The organism is Spirosoma litoris (assembly GCF_054776755.1).
Map to the genome: position 1 here is coordinate 43,766 of NZ_BAAHBI010000055.1, position 22,589 is coordinate 66,354.

The 22,589-nt window shown below is 46.7% G+C and carries 19 protein-coding genes and 1 tRNA gene; 12 read left to right on the forward strand and 8 right to left on the reverse strand.

Features of this window, described 5'->3' with window-relative positions; genetic code table 11:
* Nucleotides 1-189: 189 nt before the first annotated feature.
* Together ACYVGR_RS28810 and ACYVGR_RS28815 are read right to left on the reverse strand one after the other, a co-directional pair.
* Nucleotides 190-1,005: a class I SAM-dependent methyltransferase gene (locus ACYVGR_RS28810; RefSeq protein WP_460963362.1), complete on the reverse strand. Its 816-nt coding sequence runs from the start codon at nucleotides 1,003-1,005 to the stop codon at nucleotides 190-192.
* Nucleotides 1,005-1,535 carry an OsmC family protein gene (locus tag ACYVGR_RS28815; RefSeq protein WP_460963364.1) on the reverse strand — a complete coding sequence of 177 codons (531 nt, stop codon included), beginning with the start codon at nucleotides 1,533-1,535 and terminating at the stop codon, nucleotides 1,005-1,007. The genes ACYVGR_RS28810 and ACYVGR_RS28815 overlap by 1 nt, the downstream gene beginning before the upstream one ends.
* A 212-nt stretch (nucleotides 1,536-1,747) precedes the next feature.
* On the opposite strand from ACYVGR_RS28815, the gene ACYVGR_RS28820 reads away from it, so the two are divergent.
* Nucleotides 1,748-2,269, forward strand: coding sequence for a toprim domain-containing protein (locus tag ACYVGR_RS28820; RefSeq protein WP_460963366.1), 522 nt, complete (start codon nucleotides 1,748-1,750; stop codon nucleotides 2,267-2,269).
* 679 nt (nucleotides 2,270-2,948) lie between these two features.
* Here ACYVGR_RS28820 and ACYVGR_RS28825 read toward each other — a convergent pair.
* The 3 genes from ACYVGR_RS28825 to ACYVGR_RS28835 form a co-directional block, all read right to left on the reverse strand.
* Nucleotides 2,949-3,959 carry a DUF4435 domain-containing protein gene (locus ACYVGR_RS28825; RefSeq protein WP_460963368.1) on the reverse strand — a complete coding sequence of 337 codons (1,011 nt, stop codon included), beginning with the start codon at nucleotides 3,957-3,959 and terminating at the stop codon, nucleotides 2,949-2,951.
* 14 nt (nucleotides 3,960-3,973) lie between these two features.
* Complete coding sequence (locus tag ACYVGR_RS28830; RefSeq protein WP_460963370.1) at nucleotides 3,974-4,984, reverse strand: AAA family ATPase; 1,011 nt, start codon at nucleotides 4,982-4,984, stop codon at nucleotides 3,974-3,976.
* A gap of 101 nt (nucleotides 4,985-5,085) precedes the next feature.
* Nucleotides 5,086-5,170: transfer RNA gene (locus tag ACYVGR_RS28835), tRNA-Ser, on the reverse strand.
* 174 nt (nucleotides 5,171-5,344) lie between these two features.
* Between ACYVGR_RS28835 and purL the strand changes: the two genes are divergently transcribed.
* The 6 genes from purL to ACYVGR_RS28865 all read left to right on the forward strand — a co-directional run bounded on the left by purL (nucleotide 5,345) and on the right by ACYVGR_RS28865 (nucleotide 11,436).
* Nucleotides 5,345-7,603, forward strand: coding sequence for a phosphoribosylformylglycinamidine synthase subunit PurL (purL, locus tag ACYVGR_RS28840; RefSeq protein WP_460963372.1), 2,259 nt, complete (start codon nucleotides 5,345-5,347; stop codon nucleotides 7,601-7,603).
* A 21-nt stretch (nucleotides 7,604-7,624) separates the two neighbouring features.
* Nucleotides 7,625-8,242 (forward strand): Uma2 family endonuclease, encoded by a 618-nt coding sequence (locus ACYVGR_RS28845; protein WP_460963374.1) that lies wholly within the window; start codon nucleotides 7,625-7,627, stop codon nucleotides 8,240-8,242.
* 20 nt (nucleotides 8,243-8,262) lie between these two features.
* Entirely contained in the window at nucleotides 8,263-9,063 is an 801-nt protein-coding gene (locus ACYVGR_RS28850; protein WP_460963376.1) for an inositol monophosphatase family protein, read from the forward strand.
* Between the two features lie 141 nt (nucleotides 9,064-9,204).
* Complete coding sequence (locus tag ACYVGR_RS28855; protein ID WP_460963378.1) at nucleotides 9,205-9,741, forward strand: YfiT family bacillithiol transferase; 537 nt, start codon at nucleotides 9,205-9,207, stop codon at nucleotides 9,739-9,741.
* Between the two features lie 94 nt (nucleotides 9,742-9,835).
* Complete coding sequence (locus tag ACYVGR_RS28860) at nucleotides 9,836-9,997, forward strand: FeoB-associated Cys-rich membrane protein (RefSeq protein WP_460963380.1); 162 nt, start codon at nucleotides 9,836-9,838, stop codon at nucleotides 9,995-9,997.
* 29 nt (nucleotides 9,998-10,026) lie between these two features.
* Nucleotides 10,027-11,436 carry a DUF4403 family protein gene (locus ACYVGR_RS28865; protein ID WP_460963382.1) on the forward strand — a complete coding sequence of 470 codons (1,410 nt, stop codon included), beginning with the start codon at nucleotides 10,027-10,029 and terminating at the stop codon, nucleotides 11,434-11,436.
* A gap of 150 nt (nucleotides 11,437-11,586) precedes the next feature.
* Here the strand turns inward: ACYVGR_RS28865 and ACYVGR_RS28870 are convergent, their stop codons facing one another.
* On the reverse strand, nucleotides 11,587-12,177 hold the full coding sequence (locus tag ACYVGR_RS28870; RefSeq protein WP_460963584.1) for a DNA-3-methyladenine glycosylase family protein: 591 nt from the start codon (nucleotides 12,175-12,177) through the stop codon (nucleotides 11,587-11,589).
* Between the two features lie 196 nt (nucleotides 12,178-12,373).
* Here ACYVGR_RS28870 and ACYVGR_RS28875 point away from each other — a divergent pair, with 196 nt between their 5' ends.
* Nucleotides 12,374-13,306, forward strand: a complete 933-nt coding sequence (locus tag ACYVGR_RS28875) for an alpha/beta fold hydrolase (protein WP_460963384.1) — start codon at nucleotides 12,374-12,376, stop codon at nucleotides 13,304-13,306.
* A gap of 34 nt (nucleotides 13,307-13,340) precedes the next feature.
* On the opposite strand, the gene ACYVGR_RS28880 is transcribed toward ACYVGR_RS28875, so the two are convergent.
* Nucleotides 13,341-14,528 (reverse strand): hypothetical protein, encoded by a 1,188-nt coding sequence (locus ACYVGR_RS28880; RefSeq protein ID WP_460963386.1) that lies wholly within the window; start codon nucleotides 14,526-14,528, stop codon nucleotides 13,341-13,343.
* Between the two features lie 104 nt (nucleotides 14,529-14,632).
* Here ACYVGR_RS28880 and corA point away from each other — a divergent pair, with 104 nt between their 5' ends.
* A complete protein-coding gene (gene corA / locus ACYVGR_RS28885) occupies nucleotides 14,633-15,757 on the forward strand; it encodes a magnesium/cobalt transporter CorA (RefSeq protein WP_460963388.1) in 1,125 nt (374 codons plus the stop codon).
* Nucleotides 15,758-15,770: 13 nt separating this feature from the next.
* On the forward strand, nucleotides 15,771-18,338 hold the full coding sequence (locus ACYVGR_RS28890) for a bifunctional UDP-N-acetylmuramoyl-tripeptide:D-alanyl-D-alanine ligase/alanine racemase (RefSeq protein WP_460963390.1): 2,568 nt from the start codon (nucleotides 15,771-15,773) through the stop codon (nucleotides 18,336-18,338).
* A 256-nt stretch (nucleotides 18,339-18,594) separates the two neighbouring features.
* Here ACYVGR_RS28890 and ACYVGR_RS28895 read toward each other — a convergent pair whose 3' ends face one another.
* Nucleotides 18,595-19,797, reverse strand: a complete 1,203-nt coding sequence (locus ACYVGR_RS28895) for a glucuronyl esterase domain-containing protein (protein WP_460963392.1) — start codon at nucleotides 19,795-19,797, stop codon at nucleotides 18,595-18,597.
* Between the two features lie 172 nt (nucleotides 19,798-19,969).
* Between ACYVGR_RS28895 and ACYVGR_RS28900 the strand changes: the two genes are divergently transcribed.
* Both ACYVGR_RS28900 and ACYVGR_RS28905 read left to right on the forward strand, forming a co-directional pair.
* Nucleotides 19,970-20,170, forward strand: a complete 201-nt coding sequence (locus tag ACYVGR_RS28900; RefSeq protein ID WP_182462882.1) for a hypothetical protein — start codon at nucleotides 19,970-19,972, stop codon at nucleotides 20,168-20,170.
* A 181-nt stretch (nucleotides 20,171-20,351) separates the two neighbouring features.
* Complete coding sequence (locus ACYVGR_RS28905; protein WP_460963394.1) at nucleotides 20,352-22,583, forward strand: B12-binding domain-containing radical SAM protein; 2,232 nt, start codon at nucleotides 20,352-20,354, stop codon at nucleotides 22,581-22,583.
* Nucleotides 22,584-22,589 lie beyond the last annotated feature (6 nt).

Genomic DNA, 22,589 nt, shown 5'->3' on the forward strand with positions numbered 1-22,589 from the left:
CGGGCTGAATGGCCCTTATGACGACTGTCGGTGGTGCGAGGAATGAAACGACAACGCCGACGATGGTCCCCAGAACTTTCAGTATTGCTTGCCGTAATTTTTCTTTCCCTTTGGTCAACTCATGATTTTGACCAGCCTGATAAGCGTAGTAAGCGCTACGACCGCTCCGGCGGCACCAGACAGCTTTGTTCATTTGATACCTCGGCCAATCACAAATTCACCCGGAATGTTGTACGTCGTTCCTTCTCTATATTGATCTATGGAAGCCAGATATTCGGCACAAGCTTCTTTTTTAACATCCTCTGCAAACTTAAAATAAGCCAGGGCCACTGGGCCACCCTCAAAAGCGGCAGCACAGGCTTCTGCTGCTGAACGATACTGTAAAACAGTATTGATTCGCTCCGTCACAACCGAAGAAAAACCTGCTGCTTCCAAACTTTTTTGCAGCATATGTTCATGGCCAAGATTGAAAAATAGTGGACACACTTCAGAGGCCACTCGTTTGTCAACAATCTCAAAGATATCAGCCCAGCCGCAGTTTCGTCGGATTCCCCAGACGGCCGTCACACAATGCCCCTGGGGTTTTAAGACCCGCCACAGTTCTTTTAAGGCCTGATCCGGGTTGGGCATGTACATTAGGCCAAGACCACAAAGAGCGACGTCAAATTCACCATCAGGCAAGTTCAAGGCTTCCCCATCCATTCGCTCAAAACGAGTGTTTGTAGAATGATTGGTTTCCGCAGCCTGCCGGCATAGTTCGATCATCTTATCCGATATATCCGTTCCCAGCACATAACCTTCTGGGCCAGTTGCCTGCAAAGCTCGAAAACTGAGTAACCCTGTTCCGCAGGCTAAATCAAGGATATTGTCACCGGCTTTGATTTGGGCCAGCGCAAACAATCGATCATGAGCCGGTTGTAATTGCTGTTGCCATAACGCTTCATAATAGGGAGCGGCTTTATCCCATCCGTAACGCTGCACGCGTCGTTGCAATGCTTCTACCATTAGGATAGTGTTTTAGGGGAACTGATATGTACCGTTCTGACACAGGTTTGCTCCCTAGTGAAAATATCCAGATAGGGGCTATGGGCATCCCCCTCGTTAATGACCTGCATAATCTGCTCTTGTGGCTCATCGGATTCAACATGCACCGTATAGCGAACTTCAAGATACCCAGCTGGAACGCTCTTGTCTGCGGTACCAAATAAAGCTCCATCGTCAAAGTCAGCTTCGATGGCTACTTCAAGGTGCTTAATAACCACCGCTAACTCCGCTGCTTTCATCATGTAGCCAATGGCCAGACAAGCGCCTAAGGCGGCACGTCCGTAGACGCCGGGCGTAGGGGCAGACCCTTCCCCTCCAGCAGCTGGAGGCATATCGGCCTGTAGTTTCCAGTTGCCTTCTTCAATCTCGCAGCGGAGTCCATCGGTAATGCGCACTTTTGATAGACCGGTTCCTTTGCCAAGCGACGGCTTAAGGGTAAGGGCTTTTTTGGTTCGCTCAATGACCGTTTTTAGTTGCTGACTATCGTTCATCGTCAATCGTTTATAGTTACTTGGGCTAGAAAAACTGTGGCTCTCCGGCTTTTCTCAACGTTAGCACGGTGATTGCCTATTTTCATTACAAAATAGGCGTTTTGGCTATTTATAGCATTCTGGATTTTAGTTATCGGTAGAAAGACTGGTAGTCTCATAGGCCACTTTCGCAGCCGAAGCCACCAACCGGCAAACGATCCGCCCTAACGTTAGTGGATGAACGCGCTTTGTTTAACCCGGTATTGGTGGATTATGTGATAAGCCGGCGTATTCCGCCAATGTTGGCCAAACGGTATCTGCATGAGGTTAGCTACCGAAACGGCAACCGGGAATATTACGCGGTAGGCTTCAAGACCGACAAAGACAGTTACGCCCTTCGATCTAAGCTATTTAAAGGCTGGCTAGGAGCAAGTGAAATCCGAACCATTCCGGTAGCTGGCTCCACAACAGTCGATGTATTTGAGGGCTTTTTTGACTTCCTGTCAGCCCTTACCTATTACAAGCAGTCACGACCAAGTTGTACGACCATTATTTTAAACTCGACTTCGAATCTGAATCAAGCCATACCCATGCTTCAAGGGGCGAAAATGATTAACTGTTATTTCGATAATGATACAGGTGGGCGGTCAACCTGTGTCAGATTAAGCAAGTTGAGATTACCTGTAAAAGACCGTTCAGCTATCTATCATGGCTACAATGACTTCAATGATATGCTCTGCCAATGTCCTGTATAGGTTAAATGAAGCTTTTTGAAGGCTTCAAGAGGGCTTTTGCCGGACTATTGAAGGACTTTCGAAGGATTAGGGGAGGCTTACCGAAGGCTTATCGGAGGACTATCGAGTCCAGTTTAACACTTAACTTTTATCAAAATGGAATCACAAGAAAAGACTAAACCAGTACGAAATTTCAAATATCAACGAGCCGAGCGCTGTGGGGCGCGGGTGTACTATCAAAAGATTTGCTTACACTACAATGGAAAGTATGAAAGTATCAGGATGGACTCGGCCTTCTGCTGTTATCGGTGTGCGAAGGCAGCAAGAAGAGTTAGGTTGAAAATGAATCATTAGTATTAGTACAGTTGAGTAAGTCATTAACTACTAAAAGCAATGACTTACTCACTTTGAGTAAATCATTGTTAGCTAAAAAAAACGAAGAAACCCTGTTGATGCACGACCTTTTCGTTATTCCTTAAATACCGAAATAACTTAATCTTATAAGAGTTAAAGTGTTGATAGCGAGGCAATTGACTGCAAGTGTTAATATTTGATAATAAGAAGAAGTATCATAATAGGGTACAAAAACTAATATAGGTATCAGGGTAAGCTGCTGATTTACAGTATATTGTCCTTATTTTTCTTTAATATTTATAGTGTATATAATTCGTTTTGCAACGAAACAATCAATATTTGAAAATTATATTAGTTTAGAAACATATTGTTGTAAATCTTTCTCGATTTTTTTATAAAGAAAACACGATTTGAAATTTGTATTTAGACTTACTGCTAGTTCGACTGGTAAATATTGATTTTGGTAGTGATTTATCTCAGATACCATTTCATTTTTATGTAATGCTTTTGATTTAATTTCATTAATTTTTTCTTTTTTTAAATAATTACATAAAGGTTTTAAAAGCATTAATACAACATTATCTTGAATTGTATGGCCTTGTAAAAATAGATAAGTATTTTCATCGGTAACGCCTAATGTTTTAAGATTATCGGCTAAAGCATTAACATGCTCAATAGAGTTAGGGAATAGCGTTTCTAAATTTTTAATTTTAGAATCTACATTTGCTTTTAACGTCAACAGAACACTGCTACCTTCATCATCAATATTAATATTATCTAATAACTTTATTAGCGTTGTTAGTTCTGTCAGTGTAAATGTATTGTAGTCATTGTTGTAAATAAAATACATATACCAGATAAACAGTTTGTAAACAATAACAGAATATAATTTAAGAATTAGAACTATATCAATTTTCTTCTGGTCATTTTTGGTTGATTGAACGCATAGTGTGTGTAGACTTTCACTAAAACACCTTAAATTTTCTATTGAATAAGAATAAGTTTGGAAAATGTATTCACTTTTATTAATTTTTTCTGAAATTGCAGTTTTATTCTGTAGTAAATAATCATTGTCACTATCAATGCAAATTATTAAATATGTACCTGTTGAAAGAGATAAAAAATCGTTTTCTCTACTTAATGCTTTTCCTTTGTTTTTTGCGAGAGTAGTTATAGACGGTAATTGTATATCAAAAACAAGATTTTCATTTTCAAACTCATGTAAAATAGTCCGCCAGAATGCTTGATCATCGTGACTTTCTACATATACTAACACCTTTTTAGGCGCTTTTTTGGATTTGAGGCCTGCATAGGCTCTCATTAAATCTGAGCTAATATTCTCTAACAATGAACTCATCAGAAGTAAGTGATTTAATTGAGTTCGATTAAATCACTTACTTCTGAAACTTTATCTAACCAACCTTCCATAACAACAGCTGGAGAGTGTGTTGCAAGAATTATTTGGACAGAAGGATTTAAAGATCTTATGTTTTCTATTAATTTTTTTTGCCAATCAAAATGGAGAGAAATTTCAGGCTCATCCATAAATAAAATTGAAGTTTTATTGTTTTGAATTAGTACTGTAAGTAAGATTACTAGAATTTGTTTTTCTCCCGACGAAAGGTCATATACTTTTATTTCGTCTTGATTTTTTAGGAAAGTCAATTCATTCTTATCTCTATTAATTTTTTTGCCTGTACTTTTAAATAGTTCATCTACTAGATTTAAAAAGTGCTCTTGATAGTATGAAATATTTTTGACATCTTCAATTTCTTTATCTTTTTTTGATAAAGCTTCAATAGCTTTTTTGCCGAGATTCAACTGATAGTCTAAATACTTTTTTTGTAATCTATATAACACCCAATCTAATTCAGTTTTTACATCTTCATTTGATAATTTCGTTACCGCTTCTGATTCAACTAAGGCATTGTCAAAAGTACTTATTACATCGATTTCAATTAAATTTTGAATTCTTACTAAATCCATTTTTATGTTATCAAAAGAAGTAACTTTAAAAGATACCTCTTTTATTTTCTTGTAATCTTTACCTTCTCTTTCTTTAAGATTAGAAATGATGTTTTTAAATTTATTGCTATCTTTTGCTTTTGCTTCTAAGCTTTTAATTGTATCTTGAATGTACTCAAACAATATATACTTTCCATTGTTAAATACAATTTTTATACTGTCAACTTTTCCTGTTAGTTTGTCCGGAATTTCTCCTGCAAATAGTATCCCGAAAATACAATCTAAAATTGTGCTCTTGCCACTCCCATTGACTCCAGATAAGATATTTACATCCTGATTAAGGTTCCAAATAATGTTATGTTCATTCCAAAGATGCTTTATTTCTACAGTTGAAATGTACTTTATTGGATCTTCCATTGTACTTTGATTTTATTTCGAGCTTAAGGAGTGTACGTAAAAATAATGAAAAAAGCTAAAGTGTTCAAAATCAATATTTTGAACACTTTAGCTTTTTTTTGCAGAGAGAGAGGGATTCGAACCCCCGGACCTGTTACAGTCTTCGGTTTTCAAGACCGACGCAATCGACCACTCTGCCATCTCTCTTTCTGGGTGCAAATATACGAGCGTTTTGATATTTGTCAACTCCCTGAAGCCCATTTTCAGGCAAAAAGTCTAATTTTGTCTCATCGTTTTAAAGAGCGAAAGAGCGAAAGAGTGAATGAGCGCCCCAAAACGCCTATTTAGTCGCTCTTTCACTCTTTCACTCTTTCGCCATTTATGGATACAATCGAATCGCTACCCTCGCTTGAAACTGCCCGAAAATTGGGCCTGTTGCCAGAAGAATTTGATCGGATTGCCGAAATTTTAGGACGTCGGCCCAATTTTACGGAACTGAGTATCTTTTCCGTGATGTGGTCGGAACACTGTTCCTATAAGAACTCTATCGTCTGGTTGAAAACGCTCCCGCGTGACTCCGACCGGATGTTGGCCAAAGCTGGAGAAGAAAATGCTGGTCTGGTCGACATTGGCGATGGGCTGGCTTGTTCATTCAAGATTGAGTCACACAACCACCCGTCGGCGCTGGAACCGTATCAAGGAGCAGCCACGGGAGTGGGCGGTATCAATCGCGACATTTTTACGATGGGCGCTCGACCCATTGCCCAACTCAACTCGCTTCGTTTCGGTGATCTGTCGTTGGCGAAAACCAAGCGGCTGCTGCGCGGAGTCGTAAAAGGCATTGGCGATTACGGGAACGCTTTTGGTATCCCAACGGTGGGCGGAGAGCTGTTTTTCGATGAGTGTTATAATACGAACCCGCTGGTCAATGCCTTCTCGGCTGGTATTGTTGAGGTAGGTAAATCGGCCAAAGCGACGTCGTATGGCGTTGGTAATCCCGTATTCATTGTTGGCTCGGCTACCGGAAAAGATGGTATTCACGGGGCAACGTTTGCATCGGAAGATATATCGGCCGCTTCGACCGATAAATTACCCGCTGTGCAGGTAGGCGATCCATTTATGGAGAAACTGCTCCTCGAAGCCTCGCTCGAAATTATCGAAACGGGTTATGTAATCGGTATTCAGGATATGGGCGCTGCGGGCATCATCTGTTCCACCTCCGAAATGAGCGCGAAGGGTGAGCACGGTATGATTATCGACCTCGATAAAGTGCCAACGCGCCAACCGAATATGGCACCGTTTGAGATTCTACTGTCAGAATCGCAGGAGCGGATGCTGGTGGTGATCGAAAAAGGGAAAGAACACATTATTCAGGGAATTTTCGATAAGTGGGATTTGAATTGCGCGCAGATCGGAGAGGTGACGCCAAAAGGTGAAAACGATCTTGGCCGCCTGCATTTCTACCGCTATGGAGAACTGGTGGCCGATGTACCTGCCTATGACCTTGTGTTAGGGGGAGGGGCGCCCCAATACCATCGCGAGTACAAGGAGCCCGCTTACATTAAGGAGTTTGCTAAGTTCAAAATTGACGATGTAGACGACATTGATACCGATGAGATCAAAAAGGTTGCTGTACATCTGTTATCACATCCGAATATCTGCTCGCGGAAATGGGTGTATGAACAATATGATTCGATGGTTGGTACCGCCAACCGCAGCACCAATGCGCCTTCGGATGCCGCCGTTGTACGGGTGAAAGGGCCTGGACTGCCTGCTACCAATAAGTCGATTGTGATCACGGTTGACTGCAATAGCCGCTACGTGAATGCGAACCCACGTCAGGGAGCTATGATTGCTGTGGCCGAAGCCTGCCGTAATATTGTTTGCTCTGGTGGTGAACCGTTGGCAGTTACTAACAATCTGAACTTCGGCAATCCGTATGTACCCGAAGTGTACTGGCATTTTGTGGAAGCTGTTCAGGGCATGGGCGAAGCCTGCCGCCGATTCAGTACGCCGGTTACGGGGGGTAATGTGAGTTTCTACAACCAAAGCTCCGATCATGGACCTGTGTTCCCAACGCCGACAATCGGGATGTTGGGATTGATGGAAAATCCGGATCACCGAATGACGTTGAACTTCAAAAACGAAGGCGATCTGATTTATCTGATCGGTCCGTCGGAAGATGATATTTCGTCGTCGGAATACCTGTATTCGTACCGGGGCATCAAGGCATCACCCGCGCCGTCGTTTGATTTTGATACGGAGTGGCGGACCCAGGAAGGTATTAAAACCATGAATCGCCACGGCTGGCTACAGTCGGCGCACGACGTATCGGATGGTGGCCTGTTCGTAACGCTGGCCGAATCGGCAATGGCGGGAAATACAGGATTCCAGATTCATCCGGATACCCGGCACCGTACGGATGCATTCCTGTTTGGTGAGAGCCAAAGTCGGGTTATAATCTCGATTTCGCCCGACCAACAGCAACACGTGGAAGGATATCTTAACGATAGCGTAATCCCCTTCCTGCTATTAGGTACGGTAACAACCGATACCTTTGCCATCGATGAAACGCCGATTCTGACTCTGGCTGATGCGAAATTGTTGTACGACAACGCGTTGGGTGAAATAATGAAATAAACGTTTAATCCTGATTTAGCTATGCTTGCCGATCAGACTAAACAATCACACCATTACACGATTGACGAATACCTCGCTTTTGAAGAAAAAAGCGAGGTACGTCATGAGTTTTATAATGGCGAGATTTACGCCATGGCTGGCGGTACGGTGAACCATAACCTGCTCATTGATAATGTAAAAGACTTGTTAAAGGCAAGCACAAAGAGTAGGGGTTGTCGAGTATTCTCCGAAAATATGAAAGTGGATGTCCTGTCTGGCATCTACATGCCTTATCCAGACGTTGTATTGACTTGTCATCCCTTTGACTTGCGGGGTGATAATGTAATCATTCGACAGCCACGCATTTTGGTTGAAGTGTTGTCTAAATCAACAGCGCAAAAAGATAGAGGTTTTAAGTGGCAGAAATACCGGAAAATCCCATCACTCTGGTATTATATGCTGATCGATCAATATGCTGTTACAGTCGAACTATACAGCCGGATTGAAGAAACGGCCGAATGGATTAATACGATTTATGAATCTCTGGAAGATACGATCGTTTTACCTCGGCTTAATGCTGAATTGAGCGTTAGCGCCATCTACGATGGGATTGAATTGATTCCATCAGATGACGATACGCTGACAGAAGAACGCTCCTAAATCTCCTCAAAACAGGAAATATGCCTTACGACTTAGCCGCGCTTACTCGCGAAATAGCTGCCATTGCCAAAGATGCTGGTGCGTTTCTTTTACAGGAACGAAGCCGATTTCAGCGCGAATCCATTGAATATAAAGGACTAAACAACCTGGTTTCCTACGTCGACAAGGAAACCGAGAAGCAGCTCGTCGCCCGATTGAGCCAACTGCTCCCCGAAGCAGGCTTTATTACCGAAGAAGGAACAACAGGACAGGAGGCCGACAAAGAGGCTCTAAACTGGATTATCGATCCGCTCGATGGGACGGCCAATTTTATTCATAGCCTGCCTGTGTTTTCGGTGAGTATTGGGCTGGCGCAGGGGAAAACGCCTATTGCCGGAGTTGTTTACGATCCTAACCGCGATGAGTGTTTTTCAGCCTGGAAAGGAGGAGGGGCTTATTGCAACGGGAGCAAGATTTCGGTGTCACCTGCTACGCAGCTAGGCGAGAGCTTAATTGCGACTGGATTTCCGTATTACCACTTCGATCAGATGCAGAAATACCTCCGCATTCTGGAGTCGCTCATGACGCAAACGCATGGTCTGCGTCGGATGGGATCTGCGGCCATCGATCTGGCCTATGTGGCCTGTGGTCGCTTTGAGGCCTTTTACGAGTATAATCTGAACTCCTGGGATATGGCCGCGGGCGTATTGCTTATCCAGGAAGCCGGTGGAGTCGTGACCGATTTTGAGGGAGGTGACGAATTCCTGTTCCGGGGTGATGTTCTGGCCGGCTGTGGTGTCCACCCTGAGGTAATTAAGGTTATTCAGGAATTTTGGAAATAGTGGCTCAAACAGCCAGAGACTGTTTTAGCCTCAGCCTAACCGGACTAGCTATAGTTTGGGAATCGGATGAGCTGGCTAGTCCGAAATGATGCCATATTTGTGGTCAGTGTTGCAGATTACCTACCATAAGCTACTAAGACGATGCAGGATATTGAAGCCCTCCGTTTCCCGATTGGCGATTTTGTCTATGGCCAATCGTTTACTGACGATGACACCAAACAGCACATCGCCGTTATTGACGAACTACCTGTAAAACTGACCAAGTTGGTTGGGGAGTGGGGCGACGATCGGCTCGATACCCCTTATCGGCCGGACGGCTGGACCGTCCGGCAACTGGTTCATCATGTGGCCGATAGTCATATGAATGCCTATGTTCGGACAAAACTCGCATTGACCGAATCGAACCCGACGATCAGCCCCTACGAAGAAGGCGAATGGGCGAAACTGCCAGATTCTGAATTGCCAATTGCTCCGTCGCTTGTTCTGCTGAAAAGCCTGCATCTGCGGTGGGTAACTATTCTTAAGTCACTTACAGACGCCGATTTACAACGGACGTATTATCATCCTGGCAGCCAGCGCACCTTTGCGATTCGGGAAGTCATTGCCCTCTACGCCTGGCATAGTGAACATCATTACCAGCACGCGTTTCGGCTCGCCGAACGGAACGGTTGGGGGTGAAAAAATGTATGATAGATAAATATGTATGATCTATGATATAGGATGTATAATTGATAGCCTGTCATACATGATACATACTACATCAGACATACTTATGCAGGAACTCATCATTTTTCTCGTTTTTGCCGTTGCGCTGGCCTATTTAGGTCGGCGGATGTACCGGAGTTTTTCGAAGAAACAGGCGGGTTGTGGTAAAGGTTGTGGGTGCGCTACGGATGCAAAGACAGTGTTGCATACTACCGAAAAGCGGATATAAGTAAGGCTATCCAACATTTTAGTATTCCGATGGTTCTTGTAGCAATGAATGCTCAACGGATCATCGGTTTTTTTATAGTACTGACCATCGGAATTGGACTCGATGGTTGTAAACGCGTACGGCCTGAAGCTCCCGCTGCCGAAGCATTCGAACCGCCGATAACTGATCCCGTATCCTATATGGCGGGGAAATTGACCTTCAACATTCGTGACCTGGAGCGAAAAGTCAATAAAGGGTTATCGACCACGCTGGTTTCGGAGCAAACATTTGAGGGGCGAAAAGGGGAGGCCTGGCGACTCCGGGTAGAACGTACCGGGCCCGTACAGATTCGCTATGAAAATCGGCGGGTGTTTTTTTCGGCCCCCTTACAGGTCTGGTATAGCAATCCCATTGGCCTCCGGAGAAGTGCCAATCGTAAAAGCCGGCCATTGTGCGCGCTGGCCGTTAATTTTACCAGTCCTGTTGGCGTAGGGCCAAACTGGCGATTACTCACAAAGGCTCGCTTCGAAGATTATCACTGGACCCAGGAGCCTCGTGTGCGATTGCTTGGGGTAAAAATAAGCGTAAAAAAAATCGCCGAAAGCATTCTGGATAAACGTAAGGCCGATATTGAGCAGGCCATTGATAAAGCTGTTCATCACGGCCTGCGTCTGGATAAGGAGGTTGGGAAAATCTGGCGGGATATGCAAAAACCGCTTCGGATTGCCAAGGTGCCTGAAAACATATGGCTGCTGCCGAAGCCATTTAGTATTTCCACCGCTCCAGTGTATGGTAATACCAAACAGATTATCGTGCCGATTCAGATTGCCTTTCGGGTAGATACCCGTTTGGGGCCGAAACCCGTAATCGATAGTCTGGAACACCTGCCCAAGCTTCTACGTCGAAAAGAAGTGCCAGAAGCGTCTCGTTTGGAAGTGCTGGCTTTTATCCCTTATTCCGATGTGAGTCAGGTGTTGGCCCGGACTTTGGAAAAGCAGAAACTGAGCCTGATGGGCGGGAATATAACGGTTAAAAATACAAGCATTTACGGAAGTGGAAAGAAGCTGATTCTGAAAGCCGATGTGGGAGGAACAGTGCATGGAACGCTCTATTTTCATGGCACACCGGCTTATGATACGCTCACTAATACTTTGCGCATTCAGAACGTCGACTTCGATGTGGAGACGAAGGAGCGCTTATTCTCTACCGCCGACTGGTTACTACATGATCACTTGCGGGATACCATTCAGGCGGCAATGGTAGTTCCCCTAAGACATCCCATTTCGACAATACCCCAAAAAATAGAAACGGCCTTTGCTCGAGCGAAAGTCGGGCAGAAAACCGATCTCGATATTGATACCTTTAAACTGGTTCCCCAGCGAATTTTGGTACAGCCCAAAGGCGTTCAGATTCTAATCAAGGTAGAATCCAAAGTAGCGGTGAAAGTGAAACGGTTTTGAAAAAGGTCATTAGTGGTCAGGAATGGTCAGCAAGTTTTGTCAAAGATGGTCAACACATCCACTTTTTAACGACATCTGACAATTCTTGACAAAACCTGACCATTTCTAAACCTGACTACTCTTGACAAAATCTGACCACCCTTGACTTACTTAACTAACGGGTTTCCATCGCCATAAATACCGGCTGGCTGTGGTGCGATGCGGTCGCCAGGCGTCGGCAATCTGGTGCAGCGCTTTGTATAAGGCTTTCCCTGTCAGGTTTTTTGTTTGTTCCGGGTAAGCCTGAATCATGCGTTGGCGAATGATCAAGTCATCGATCGGGAAAATATCGGGTCGGTCAAGCACGAACATAAGCATCATCTCAACGGTCCATCGGCCAACGCCTTTGATCGGGAGTAAGTATTGAACGATTTCTTCATCGGTCATGGCGTCGAGGTATATTCTGTCTAGGGAATTTTTGACGGCAAACTCTGCAACACTTTGTACGTACTTGATTTTCTGGAACGATAACCCGGCGCTTCGCAACTCGTCAGTTGTTTTTGCTAATAGTGCGTTGGCCTCAGGGAAATTATCGGGGAATAAGGCGCGGAAACGGGCAAAAATAGCATCGGCAGCCTTGGTTGAAATCTGCTGAGCGACAATGCTTTCGAGTAACGCAAGGTACACTCGGTCCGATGCCTGGGTGTCGGCGTAATCATTGAAAATCTTGGGGAAAGGCGTCTCGGCTATCAGACGAGCCATGATAACGTCTTTCTGTAAGTGGGTAATGGCTAAATCCTCCAAAGTGTGCAACGGGTAGGTTTTCGGCCTGCTGGCTTTCGTATGAAAGGGTGATGCGGCAATAGATTAACAAGCGTTGGGAGCTGTAAATTTCTTCGCCTGTCACTTATTTTCGACCTTTCTTCCTGAATTACTTACCTGAATCTAAACACTGATTATGAATCCTCTGTTGACGCGAAAAATAAGTCCATTTTTACTGGCTGGTTTATTACTACTGACCACCGTGTGCCGGGCGCAAAGCCCAAATCCTGTCAAGGCGATTTTTCCCCCGGATACCCGCTTTATTGCGAATGTTGCCTATGCGGGCGATACTTTAAAACGACATTTGCTGGATATTTACCTGCCCGCCAAAACCAGCGCCAACCCGCCATTAGTGGTTTGGGTACATGGTGGCGCGTGGATGCTCAACGACAAGTATGCCGATATGAGCTACATGAAAAACACCGTTCGGTCGATTCTGGAAAAAGGATACGCCTTTGCGTCGATCGACTATCGGTACAGCACAACGGCGCCGTTTCCGGCTCAGATTCAGGACTGTAATCAGGCACTGGAGTTTTTATATCAACATGCCGCCAAGTATGGTTTCGACCGAAACCGAATTGCCTTAATTGGTTTTTCGGCAGGTGGTCATCTGGCATCGTTGTTGGCGTTGTCCAATAACAGCACGCACCCCGACTTTTACGTCAACAGGAAAAAGCCATCATTTCGCATTAAAACCGTTGTCGATTTTTACGGCCCAGCCGATCTGCTGGCTATGATTCGTCGGGATGCACCACTGGCCGATACGGCGGTTGCTACATCCGAAAGTCGGTTGTTGGGGGCATCGCCTTTACGTCGTCCTGATTTGGCGAAGATTGCCAGCCCTGTCACTTATGTAGATAAAAATGATCCACCTTTTCTGATTATTCAAGGCGAAAAAGACGAGTCGGTTCCAGCGGCTCAATCGGTGTTGTTCAGTTCCTGGCTAACGCTCGCCCAGGTTAAAAATCGGCTGATAATTGTGCCAGGGGCACCTCATTACGGCACCATGTTCGATAGTGATTTCAATCAGAAAGCCATTTTTGAGTGGTTGGATACCTATTTGAAGTGAGGAGTAATGATTTAAGAATGAACCTCTTAAATCATTACTCCTTTTTATACTTGGTGAACAATCGCCGGACCACGTCTCCGGCCAGTTCATCGCGCATGCTATCGTAGAGTTGCCAGCGTGAGGGCGAAAAGGCGCTGGCCGTTTTTAGAGATTGACCATTCAGGGCACGCTCGTCACCACTGAACGTCTGCCATTCGGTTTGCCAGCTGCGACTTTCCCAGACAGGCTCTTCCCACAACACATTGCCCGATTTTGTGTCAATGGCCCGCATACGAAGATCCATGTTCGCCGTTATTTCGCGACGGTAGGTAGTTAACGTACCCGATACTTTTTCTTTAATGTCGACTTTGGTTGAGTCGTTTATTTTCTTTTCGCCGACTTTATACTCCTGTGTGCTGTAGACGGTTGTCGACGACGATGAATTGCTTTCGCGAAAGGGAGAATAGCCCGTTACTACCATCTGGATGGCCTGATGAATAGGAAAGCCATCGCCAGCCGATTCGACGGGTGGGTAAAGTTTTACGAACGGCGATGGCGTTGTGTTACGATCCAGCTCCCGCAGAATCAGCTTTTGTAGCTCCTCATTTTCGCGTGGATGAATTTCGCGGGTTTCGCTTAGGGGCTCAACTACCACGCGGAGAATAGCGAAAGGGAGCGCAGCAGCAGCTTTGGCACGAGCCTGCCGGTAATCCGATACCCATTCATCTGCTTTTTGATAGTGCAGATACGCATCTTTAGCAGCCAACCGATTCTCTTTTCCATATACAATTGCCTGTTCTGCCGCTTCATAACGGTCGGCAGCTGCCAGTTCGCGGGTATCTTTCTGGCGGTCCTGATAGGATGCCGGATAAGCCGCCAACCATTCTGCACAGTTTTCACAACTGCCCGGTTTAGCGAATCCACGGCGAGCGTTGTCGGTGAGTGTCTGTAGTTGCTCATATTCCCGATACACAGCCTCCCATCGAAATGGCTCACTAGAATTAGGGGCCGACAACGTGCGAATGGCAGTCTGGTGCTGTTCATACGCTTGTACAAACGCCTGTTCTAGAACCTGTGCCGCCGTCGTGTACCCCCGTTTACCCAAACCGGGTCGCTGCTGTAGGCGCTTTGAGGCTTTCTGAACGGCCAGATCGAATTTATTCCGGTTTAGTGCCGTTTTTCCGCTGCTACAGGCGGTAAGCAAAACGACTGTTGTCAACAAGGGAAAGAGGAATCGGAACATGGCGTTAAAATACGTTTTTTTGAACTTTTGACAACGCGCCGGGTAGTTGGTTTATCTTTGATTCCAAAATGGATTCGTCCGTTGGATTGCCTAGCTGCTAAATTATGTCGAAGCACAAACGGTACCGTTCTGCCGAGAAAACCCTGGGAGCCTCGCCCGGTACGCTGACCTACGTTGGTGAGGAAATTGAACACGCCACCAAGATTAAACGCATTGAATACAATGCCACCGATTATCGCATCGACGAGAGCAGCAAGCTAAGTGCCTGTCGACTGCCCGGTCTCACCACGCCGTACATCAACTGGATTGATGTGGATGGCATTCACGAGCTCAAAGTGGTGGCGGCCCTGGGCAATCAGTACCATCTGCACCCTTTATTGCTGGAGGATGTGCTCAATACGGAACAGAAACCCAAGATCGATATCTACGACGGTACCGCTTCCGTGAATGGAAACGGGGTCGATCAATCGGCGAGACCGGTGGTGTACGTAACCCTGAAAATGCTGCATCACAACCGGCAGCGTCAGGAAATTGATGTTGAGCACGTTAGTCTGGTATTGGGGCCAAACTACCTGATTTCATTTCAGGAGGAGCGGACGAAGGATATTTTTGAACCCGTTATCGAGCGAATAAAAGCTTCTTCGGGCAAAACTCGCCGAAATGGGGCCGATTACCTGCTGTATGCGTTAATGGACGTAATTGTAGATCACTATTTCCTGATTACGGAGCGGATTGGGGATAAGATGGATGAACTCGAAGAGCAGATTGTAGAAGAACGGGCGACTCAACAGACCCTGGCCACCCTCTATAAACTCAAGCGCGAACTATCCTTCATTCGGCGTACGGTTTACCCGGTACGCGACATCATTAATACGTTACTTCGCGAAGAATCGGACGTGATCCAGCACAATACCCAGCCGTATCTGCGCGATCTGGCCGACCATACCAATCAGGTGATTGAAACGTTGGAGTCTTACCGAGAGCTTATCTCGGGTCTAATGGATGTTTATTATTCCATTGTGAGTAACCGAATGAACTCGGTCATGAAAACGCTCACGATTTTTTCGGCGATTTTTATGCCGCTTACGTTCATCGTGGGTGTATATGGCATGAATTTTAAATACATGCCAGAACTAGACACGAAGTACGGCTATTTTGTTGTACTGGGCATAATGGCGTTCGTCACAGTAGGAATGATTGTCTACTTCCGCCGACGGGGGTGGATGTAGAAAATGGAGTACCATGAAAACGAAGAATTTAGAATTAATTAACCGCCAGTGGTTTACGGATTCCCGGCAGGTAACGGGTAACACCACCGACTCGCAGCTAATCGATGCTGTTTTTTTTGCCATTCAGGGCGAGCACCATGATGGCCACGAGTTCATTGGCGATTTATATCGAAAAGGTATCCGTCAGTTTGTTGTAGAACGGTCGGCCTTAACGCCCGACCGGCGAACTGAATTGATGAATTATGCCGATGCCACGATCATTGAAGTAGACAGTAGCTTACAAACGCTTCAGGAACTGGCCGCTAAACAACGGCAAAAGGTGCATATCCCGATTATTGGGATCACCGGCAGTAATGGCAAAACCATCGTAAAAGAGTGGCTGGCTCAATTGCTCGAAGGAGGACAGGCTTCGACGGATTTCATTATTGCCAAAAGCCCCAAGAGCTACAACTCGCAATTGGGCGTGCCTTTATCGGTTCACCAACTCAATGAAAATCATACGCTGGGCATCTTCGAAGCAGGTATTTCGAAAGCCCACGAGATGCAGGCGCTGGAAACCATTATAAGGCCCACGATTGGTATTTTTACGAATATTGGTACGGCACACGATGAAGGATTTCGAACGCGAAAACAAAAAATTGCCGAGAAACTCCGACTGTTTATTCACGCGGATACGCTTATTTACTGCGCCGATTACGCCGATATCGATGAAGAAGCTCACTTATTGTTAAAGGCCGTCAATCCGGGCGTGCAGTTTTTAACCTGGTCATTAACAGGTCGTGACGCTACCTATCAGGCCATCGTGCAGGGCGATCAACTAACCTTGGCCAGCCCCGAGGCAACGCCCATTCAACTGACATTGCCATTTTCCGATCCGGCATCGATTGAGAATTTGCTACACTGTCTCGTAACCATGCTGGCCCTGCATACCTGGACAACTGAAACGTTGCAGGCACGTCTTAATCGCCTGCGACCGGTTTCGATGCGTCTGGAACAAAAGGAAGGTATCAATAACTGTGTTCTGATTGACGATTCATACAACAATGACGTTGCCGGGCTGAAACTGGCCCTTAGTTTTCTGAATCAGCAAAATACACGTGCTCGCCGGGTTGTTATTTTGTCCGATGTATTACAGTCTGGTCAGGCGGAGAACGATTTGTATGAACAGGTTGGTGCATTGATTCGGACTAACGACGTAGGGCAGTTTGTGGGTATTGGGCCCGTAGTGAGTCGGAATGCTCATTTCTTCGCCGATAGTAGTCTGTTTTATCCGACAACGGATGCGTTTCTAGCGCAGTTTCCATTTGCCGAATTACGGGATAGTACGGTGTTGGTGAAAGGAGCCAGGCCATTTTCATTCGAGCGGATCGTGGCACGACTGGAGCGAAAAGTACATGGCACAATCCTCGAAATAAATCTGGATGCACTGACGCACAACCTAAACTTTTACCGCGAGAAAGTCGGCTCAGACACCAAGATCATGGTCATGGTGAAGGCATTTGCCTATGGCAGTGGTAGTGCTGAAGTGGCTCAACTGCTGCAATTTCACCGAGTCGACTATCTGGGCGTCGCCTATGCCGATGAAGGTATCGCTCTCCGGCAAAATGGAATTGAGCTACCCATCATGGTTATGAATCCAGCTCCCGAAACCTTTGATGCCTTATTGGCTTATAACCTGGAGCCGGAAATATACAGCATGCGGCTTTTACGGGAGTGGGGGCGTTTTGTGCGAAGGGCATGGAGCGGGGAGCAAGGAGCAGGGGGCATGGAGGGAGATTTGACTTTCGCACTAAACTCTTCACTATCAACCCCGCGCTCCCCGCTCCCTGCTCCCCGCACAATTCACCTGAAAATCGATACGGGTATGCATCGGTTGGGCTTTTTGGAAGCAGAGCTGGATGAGGTGGCGAGTTATTTGAAAAGCCATTCGAATCTGCGTGTGGCTACCGTATTCAGCCATCTTGTGGGTTCGGATGATGCCCAATTTAACTCGTTTTCGAAGCAGCAATACGAAACCTTTCTGCGTGCTACAACCGCTCTCGAAGCGGCTTTGGGTTACCGACCCACCCGTCATTTGCTGAATTCAGCGGGGATTGTGCGATTTCCGGAATACAAATTCGATATGGTTCGCCTGGGAATCGGTCTTTATGGCGTGGAGGCCAGTGGCATTAATCAGGCTGCTTTACAAACCGTTGGTGCCCTTCGGACGGTGATTAGCCAGATTAAAACCGTTCGGGCGGGCGAGTCGATTGGCTATAGTCGCCGGGGCGTTCTAGATCATGAGGCCCGCATTGCTACCCTGGCTATCGGCTATGCCGATGGTTATGACCGTCGGTTAGGAAATGGCATTGGTCACGTTTGGGTAAACGGAACCCTGTGCCCAACCGTAGGAAATATTTGTATGGATATGACGATGGTCGATGTCACATCGGCCCTGGCTTCCGAAGGGGATGACGTACTGATTTTTGGTCCAGAGTTGCCTATCACCGAATTGGCCAAACAAATGAACACGATCCCTTACGAAATATTGACCGGCGTGAGCGAACGAGTGAAGCGGGTCTTTTTCAAGGAAGGGAACTAACTAGTGCTCTTCCAGAATAGATTTTTTTGATTCTAATAGATTCTTTTGATACTAGATTCCTGATTATCAGAATCGGTAGAATCTACAGAAACTATAGAATCTAACTAGTGTTTCAGTAAACTAGATTCTAGGGGATTCTATAGATTCTCGGGGCCGCCCGCGCGGTTGGTCCTATTGTCCTGATTAGCAAAGACGATAGAATCCAAAGAATCGATAGAAACTAAATTGGATAAGCTGGCCTGGTAGGGGACATCTACTACTTTCTTTGCTTGTAATAAATAGTGGCAAACTGGATAAAATTGCGCCAATCGTAGGCCGTTAAGTTATGCTCCCCTTCCCGGTTATGGTAGCCGATAGGAGGGAGCGTAATCGGTTGATTTATAGCAGGAGGGGTAGCCGGTAGGTTTGATGTGAGCCCATACAGGGCATATACTTTCTCTGCATATTTTGCCGATAAAAATGTGCCCGTCGGGTCTGCCCAGAGATCTTTTGACGCATTGGTTATATATAATGGTCTTGGGGCAATAGCGGCCAGTAGCATATGCTGATCCAGGGGCAAGGCGTCTTCGTTGGTATTGTATTTTTTGTAGTTGTTGGCAAACCAGTGCGGAAAAACGGTGTTGATTCGGTTAATCGTTTCGCCAAATCGTCGGTGAGATAAGGCAGCTCCGGTATTCCCCGAGCAATTCGTGACACATAGCGCAAATCGGGGGTCTTCGGCAGCGGCCCACAAGGAGGCTTTCCCGCCCCTGGAGTGCCCGACAACCGCTACCTTTTTCGCATCAATATCGGCGTCTTTTTCCAGATAATCCAGCACACGGCTGGCCCCCCAGGCCCAGGCGCCAATGGCCTTCATGCCATCATTGGCCGTCAATTGCTCCGGGTATAATTGCAGTACACCGTTGACGTAGTTCGCCGTATCGTCCGGAGCCAGATCACTTACGTGAAAAGCCGCTACCGCATAGCCACTGTCAATAACCATTTCGGCTGGCCAGAAATCACTTTTATGCACGCGGGTTGGGTCCATATTGTCTTTGCCCCGGTTGTTAATCAGCAAAAACAGCGGAGCTGGTCTTTTCCGTTGATTGGGTACAAACAAAACCAGGTGGATTTGAATCGGCTTCGTGTGATTAACAACCTCGATGGTTACCTCTTTCAAGGTTGCTTTACCAGCCATAGCACTGGTATTTTTATGGGCTATCGAGTAAGTAAGGCGGTCGTAGGATTTGGGCATTTGGCCGTATACATTCTCTTCAAAGAGTTTGATGATTTCGGGCCGCCTTACTTTTTCCCAGGCTGCCTTCGTTCGGATAGGTACGTTGGTCGTTGTTGTTAATACGTCCGGTAAGGTGTAGGCCGGAACTTTCGATTCGTCGTAATTGGCTTGAAACCCAGGTTGGGCGTGTACTTTGACGAGGATCGCGAAGAAAAAGAAGGCAAAACCTCTTAAATGCTGCATGACGTTTGAGTAAGGCTTACAGTCTTAAAAAGCTTGTAAAGCCGCTCAACCTACTTAACTATCTACTCGGTAAAGGTTGATTAAATTCTGCTTAATCGTGGGTTACTTTTTTTTCACTCGCGCATTAATGGCAAAGTATCAAAGCATTACCTATCATTCAAACTTATTTCTGATGAAAACCATCAAATCAACTCTATTCGTGGCTGCCATGTTCTCGTTGGCGGTTGCCTGTCAGTCGAAGAAAACGGAATCTGAAACAACGACTCAAGATACAGCTACTGTAGTTGAGAGCGAAACGATCGTCAGTGGCGATAGCACGGAAGTGATCACCGATTCAGCCAAGATTGTTATCCCTGACTCAGTAAAAAAATAAGCCGGATAGCCTTGTTTCTACGCTTATAAATACCCCCGTCAGCAATGACTGGGGTATTTTTTTGTTGCGAGGATTGGGCGTTGCGAGTGGAACTTTCACCGGGCATACTGGAATGATATAGCGACCGTATTCGTTGGGAGATTATTCATTAACGCCCGGACTACCCTTCTGGAATACGATCATGACTACCCGCGTACTGTTGCTGACGCCCCCGTTTACCCAACTAAATACACCTTATCCGGCCACGGCTTATCTAAAAGGTTACTTAAATACCCTTTCCTTGGCTGATGGTGGCTCGGTAGTGGCGCATCAGGCCGATTTGGGGATTGAGACAATCTTACGCCTTTTCTCGAAACAAGGGTTGAACGAACTGTTTTCGGTGGATTCTAGAGTACCGGAGTTAAGTGAAAATAGCCAGCGAATGGTACGGCTTCAGGCCGATTACGTGGCAACGATTGACCCGACAATCCGGTTTTTGCAACACCGAAATCCTACCTTGGCTCATGCCATTGCCGATCGGAGTTACCTGCCTGAAGCCTCTCGTTTTGCCGAAGTAGATGAACTGGATTGGGCGTTCGGAACGATGGGGTTGCACGACAAAGCTCGCCATTTGGCTACGCTCTATCTGGAAGACATTGGTGATTTAGTGGCCGAAGCCATTGATCCACATTTTGGCTTTAGTCGGTATGCCGAACGACTGGGCCGAACCGCCACGCATTTTGATGATTTACAAGCTGCGTTAACGGCACCCGATACGCTGGTGGGTAAGGCGTTGCTGGGACTTTTAGAAGAGAAAATGGCTCAGTATCAGCCAACAGTGGTTTGTCTGACGGTGCCCTTCCCGGGGAATTTATTCGGAGCGTTGCTGTGTGGGCGGCACATCAAACAACACTATCCGACTGTTCGGGTGGTGTTGGGTGGAGGCTATGCTAATACCGAACTCCGTAGTCTGCGCGAGCCGCGTCTGTTCGATTACGTAGATTTTGTGAGTCTGGACGATGGCGAAGCGCCCCTGCGTTCCTTGCTCGAACATGTTCAGGGAAAGCGGGACGCGGCCAAGCTGAAGCGGACATTTATGCGGGTAAATGGGGAGGTTGTTTATCAGAATGGGTCTTCCGAACGAGATGTTGCCCAACGCGATACGGGTACACCCGATTATGCCGATTTGCCCTTGAACGATTACCTGTCGGTTATTGAAGTAACGAATCCCATGCACCGGCTTTGGAGCGATGGGCGCTGGAATAAACTGACACTGGCCCACGGCTGCTACTGGGGAAAATGTTCCTTCTGCGATATATCTCTCGATTATATTGCCCGCTATGAACCGCTCACGGCTGGGCTACTCTGCGATCGGATCGAAACCATTATGACACAAACCGGACAGAATGGTTTCCATTTTGTCGATGAGGCTGCTCCGCCTGCACTCATGCGCGATCTGGCCCTGGAAATTCTTCGCCGGGGTCTAACAGTTGTCTGGTGGACGAACATCCGATTCGAGAAGGCGTTCACAACGGATTTATGCCAACTGCTCAAACTGTCGGGGTGTATTGCCGTATCGGGTGGGCTGGAAGTGGCGTCGGATCGATTGCTGGACCGCATGAAGAAAGGAGTGACGGTGGCGCAGGTTGCCCGTGTGGCTAATCATTTCACTACGGCTGGCATTATGGTTCATGCCTATCTGATGTACGGCTTTCCGACCCAGACCGCGCAGGAAACCATCGACTCGCTGGAAATGGTAAGGCAGTTGTTTGCCACCGGCGTTGTTCAATCGGGCTTCTGGCACCGGTTTGCCATGACAGCCCACAGTCCGGTGGGACTGCACCCGGCCGGTTTCGATGTGCAGCGCATCGGCCCCGCCGATGGGCCTTTTGCCGATAACGACCTTGATCATGCCGACCCGTTGGGGGCCGATCATGCCCGCTTTTCGGAGGGATTGCGTAAGTCGTTGTTCAACTACATGCACGGTGTGGGCCTGGAGCTGCCATTGGCCAACTGGTTTACCTTCCGGGTTCCAACGACTACTATACCACGCAAATACATTGAACGGGCGATTGCCGATACTTCCGAAGATAGCGTACGTTCTCATGCACTACTCGTCTGGCCAGGTCATGCGCCCACGCTGACGGTAGTGCAACCGCGTCGGGAGCGACAGGCGTCTAAGCGAGTAAGCGTTGTTCCGCAGGCAGAACTGACCTTTGCCCGGCGGCAGGATGATCTGGTACTTGACCTACCCTTGCCAATTGGTGAATGGTTGATGCAACACTGGTCGAAATTCAGCCTGAAAGCACCAGAACCGCTAACCATTCAGCAGGTTGGAACCACGTTTGAGGAGGCCGGACTCGGCAACTTCGTAGCCTTTCAGCAAACCGATGGCTGGGCCGACTGGCGTGAAGCCGGGTTATTGGTTCTGTAAATTAGT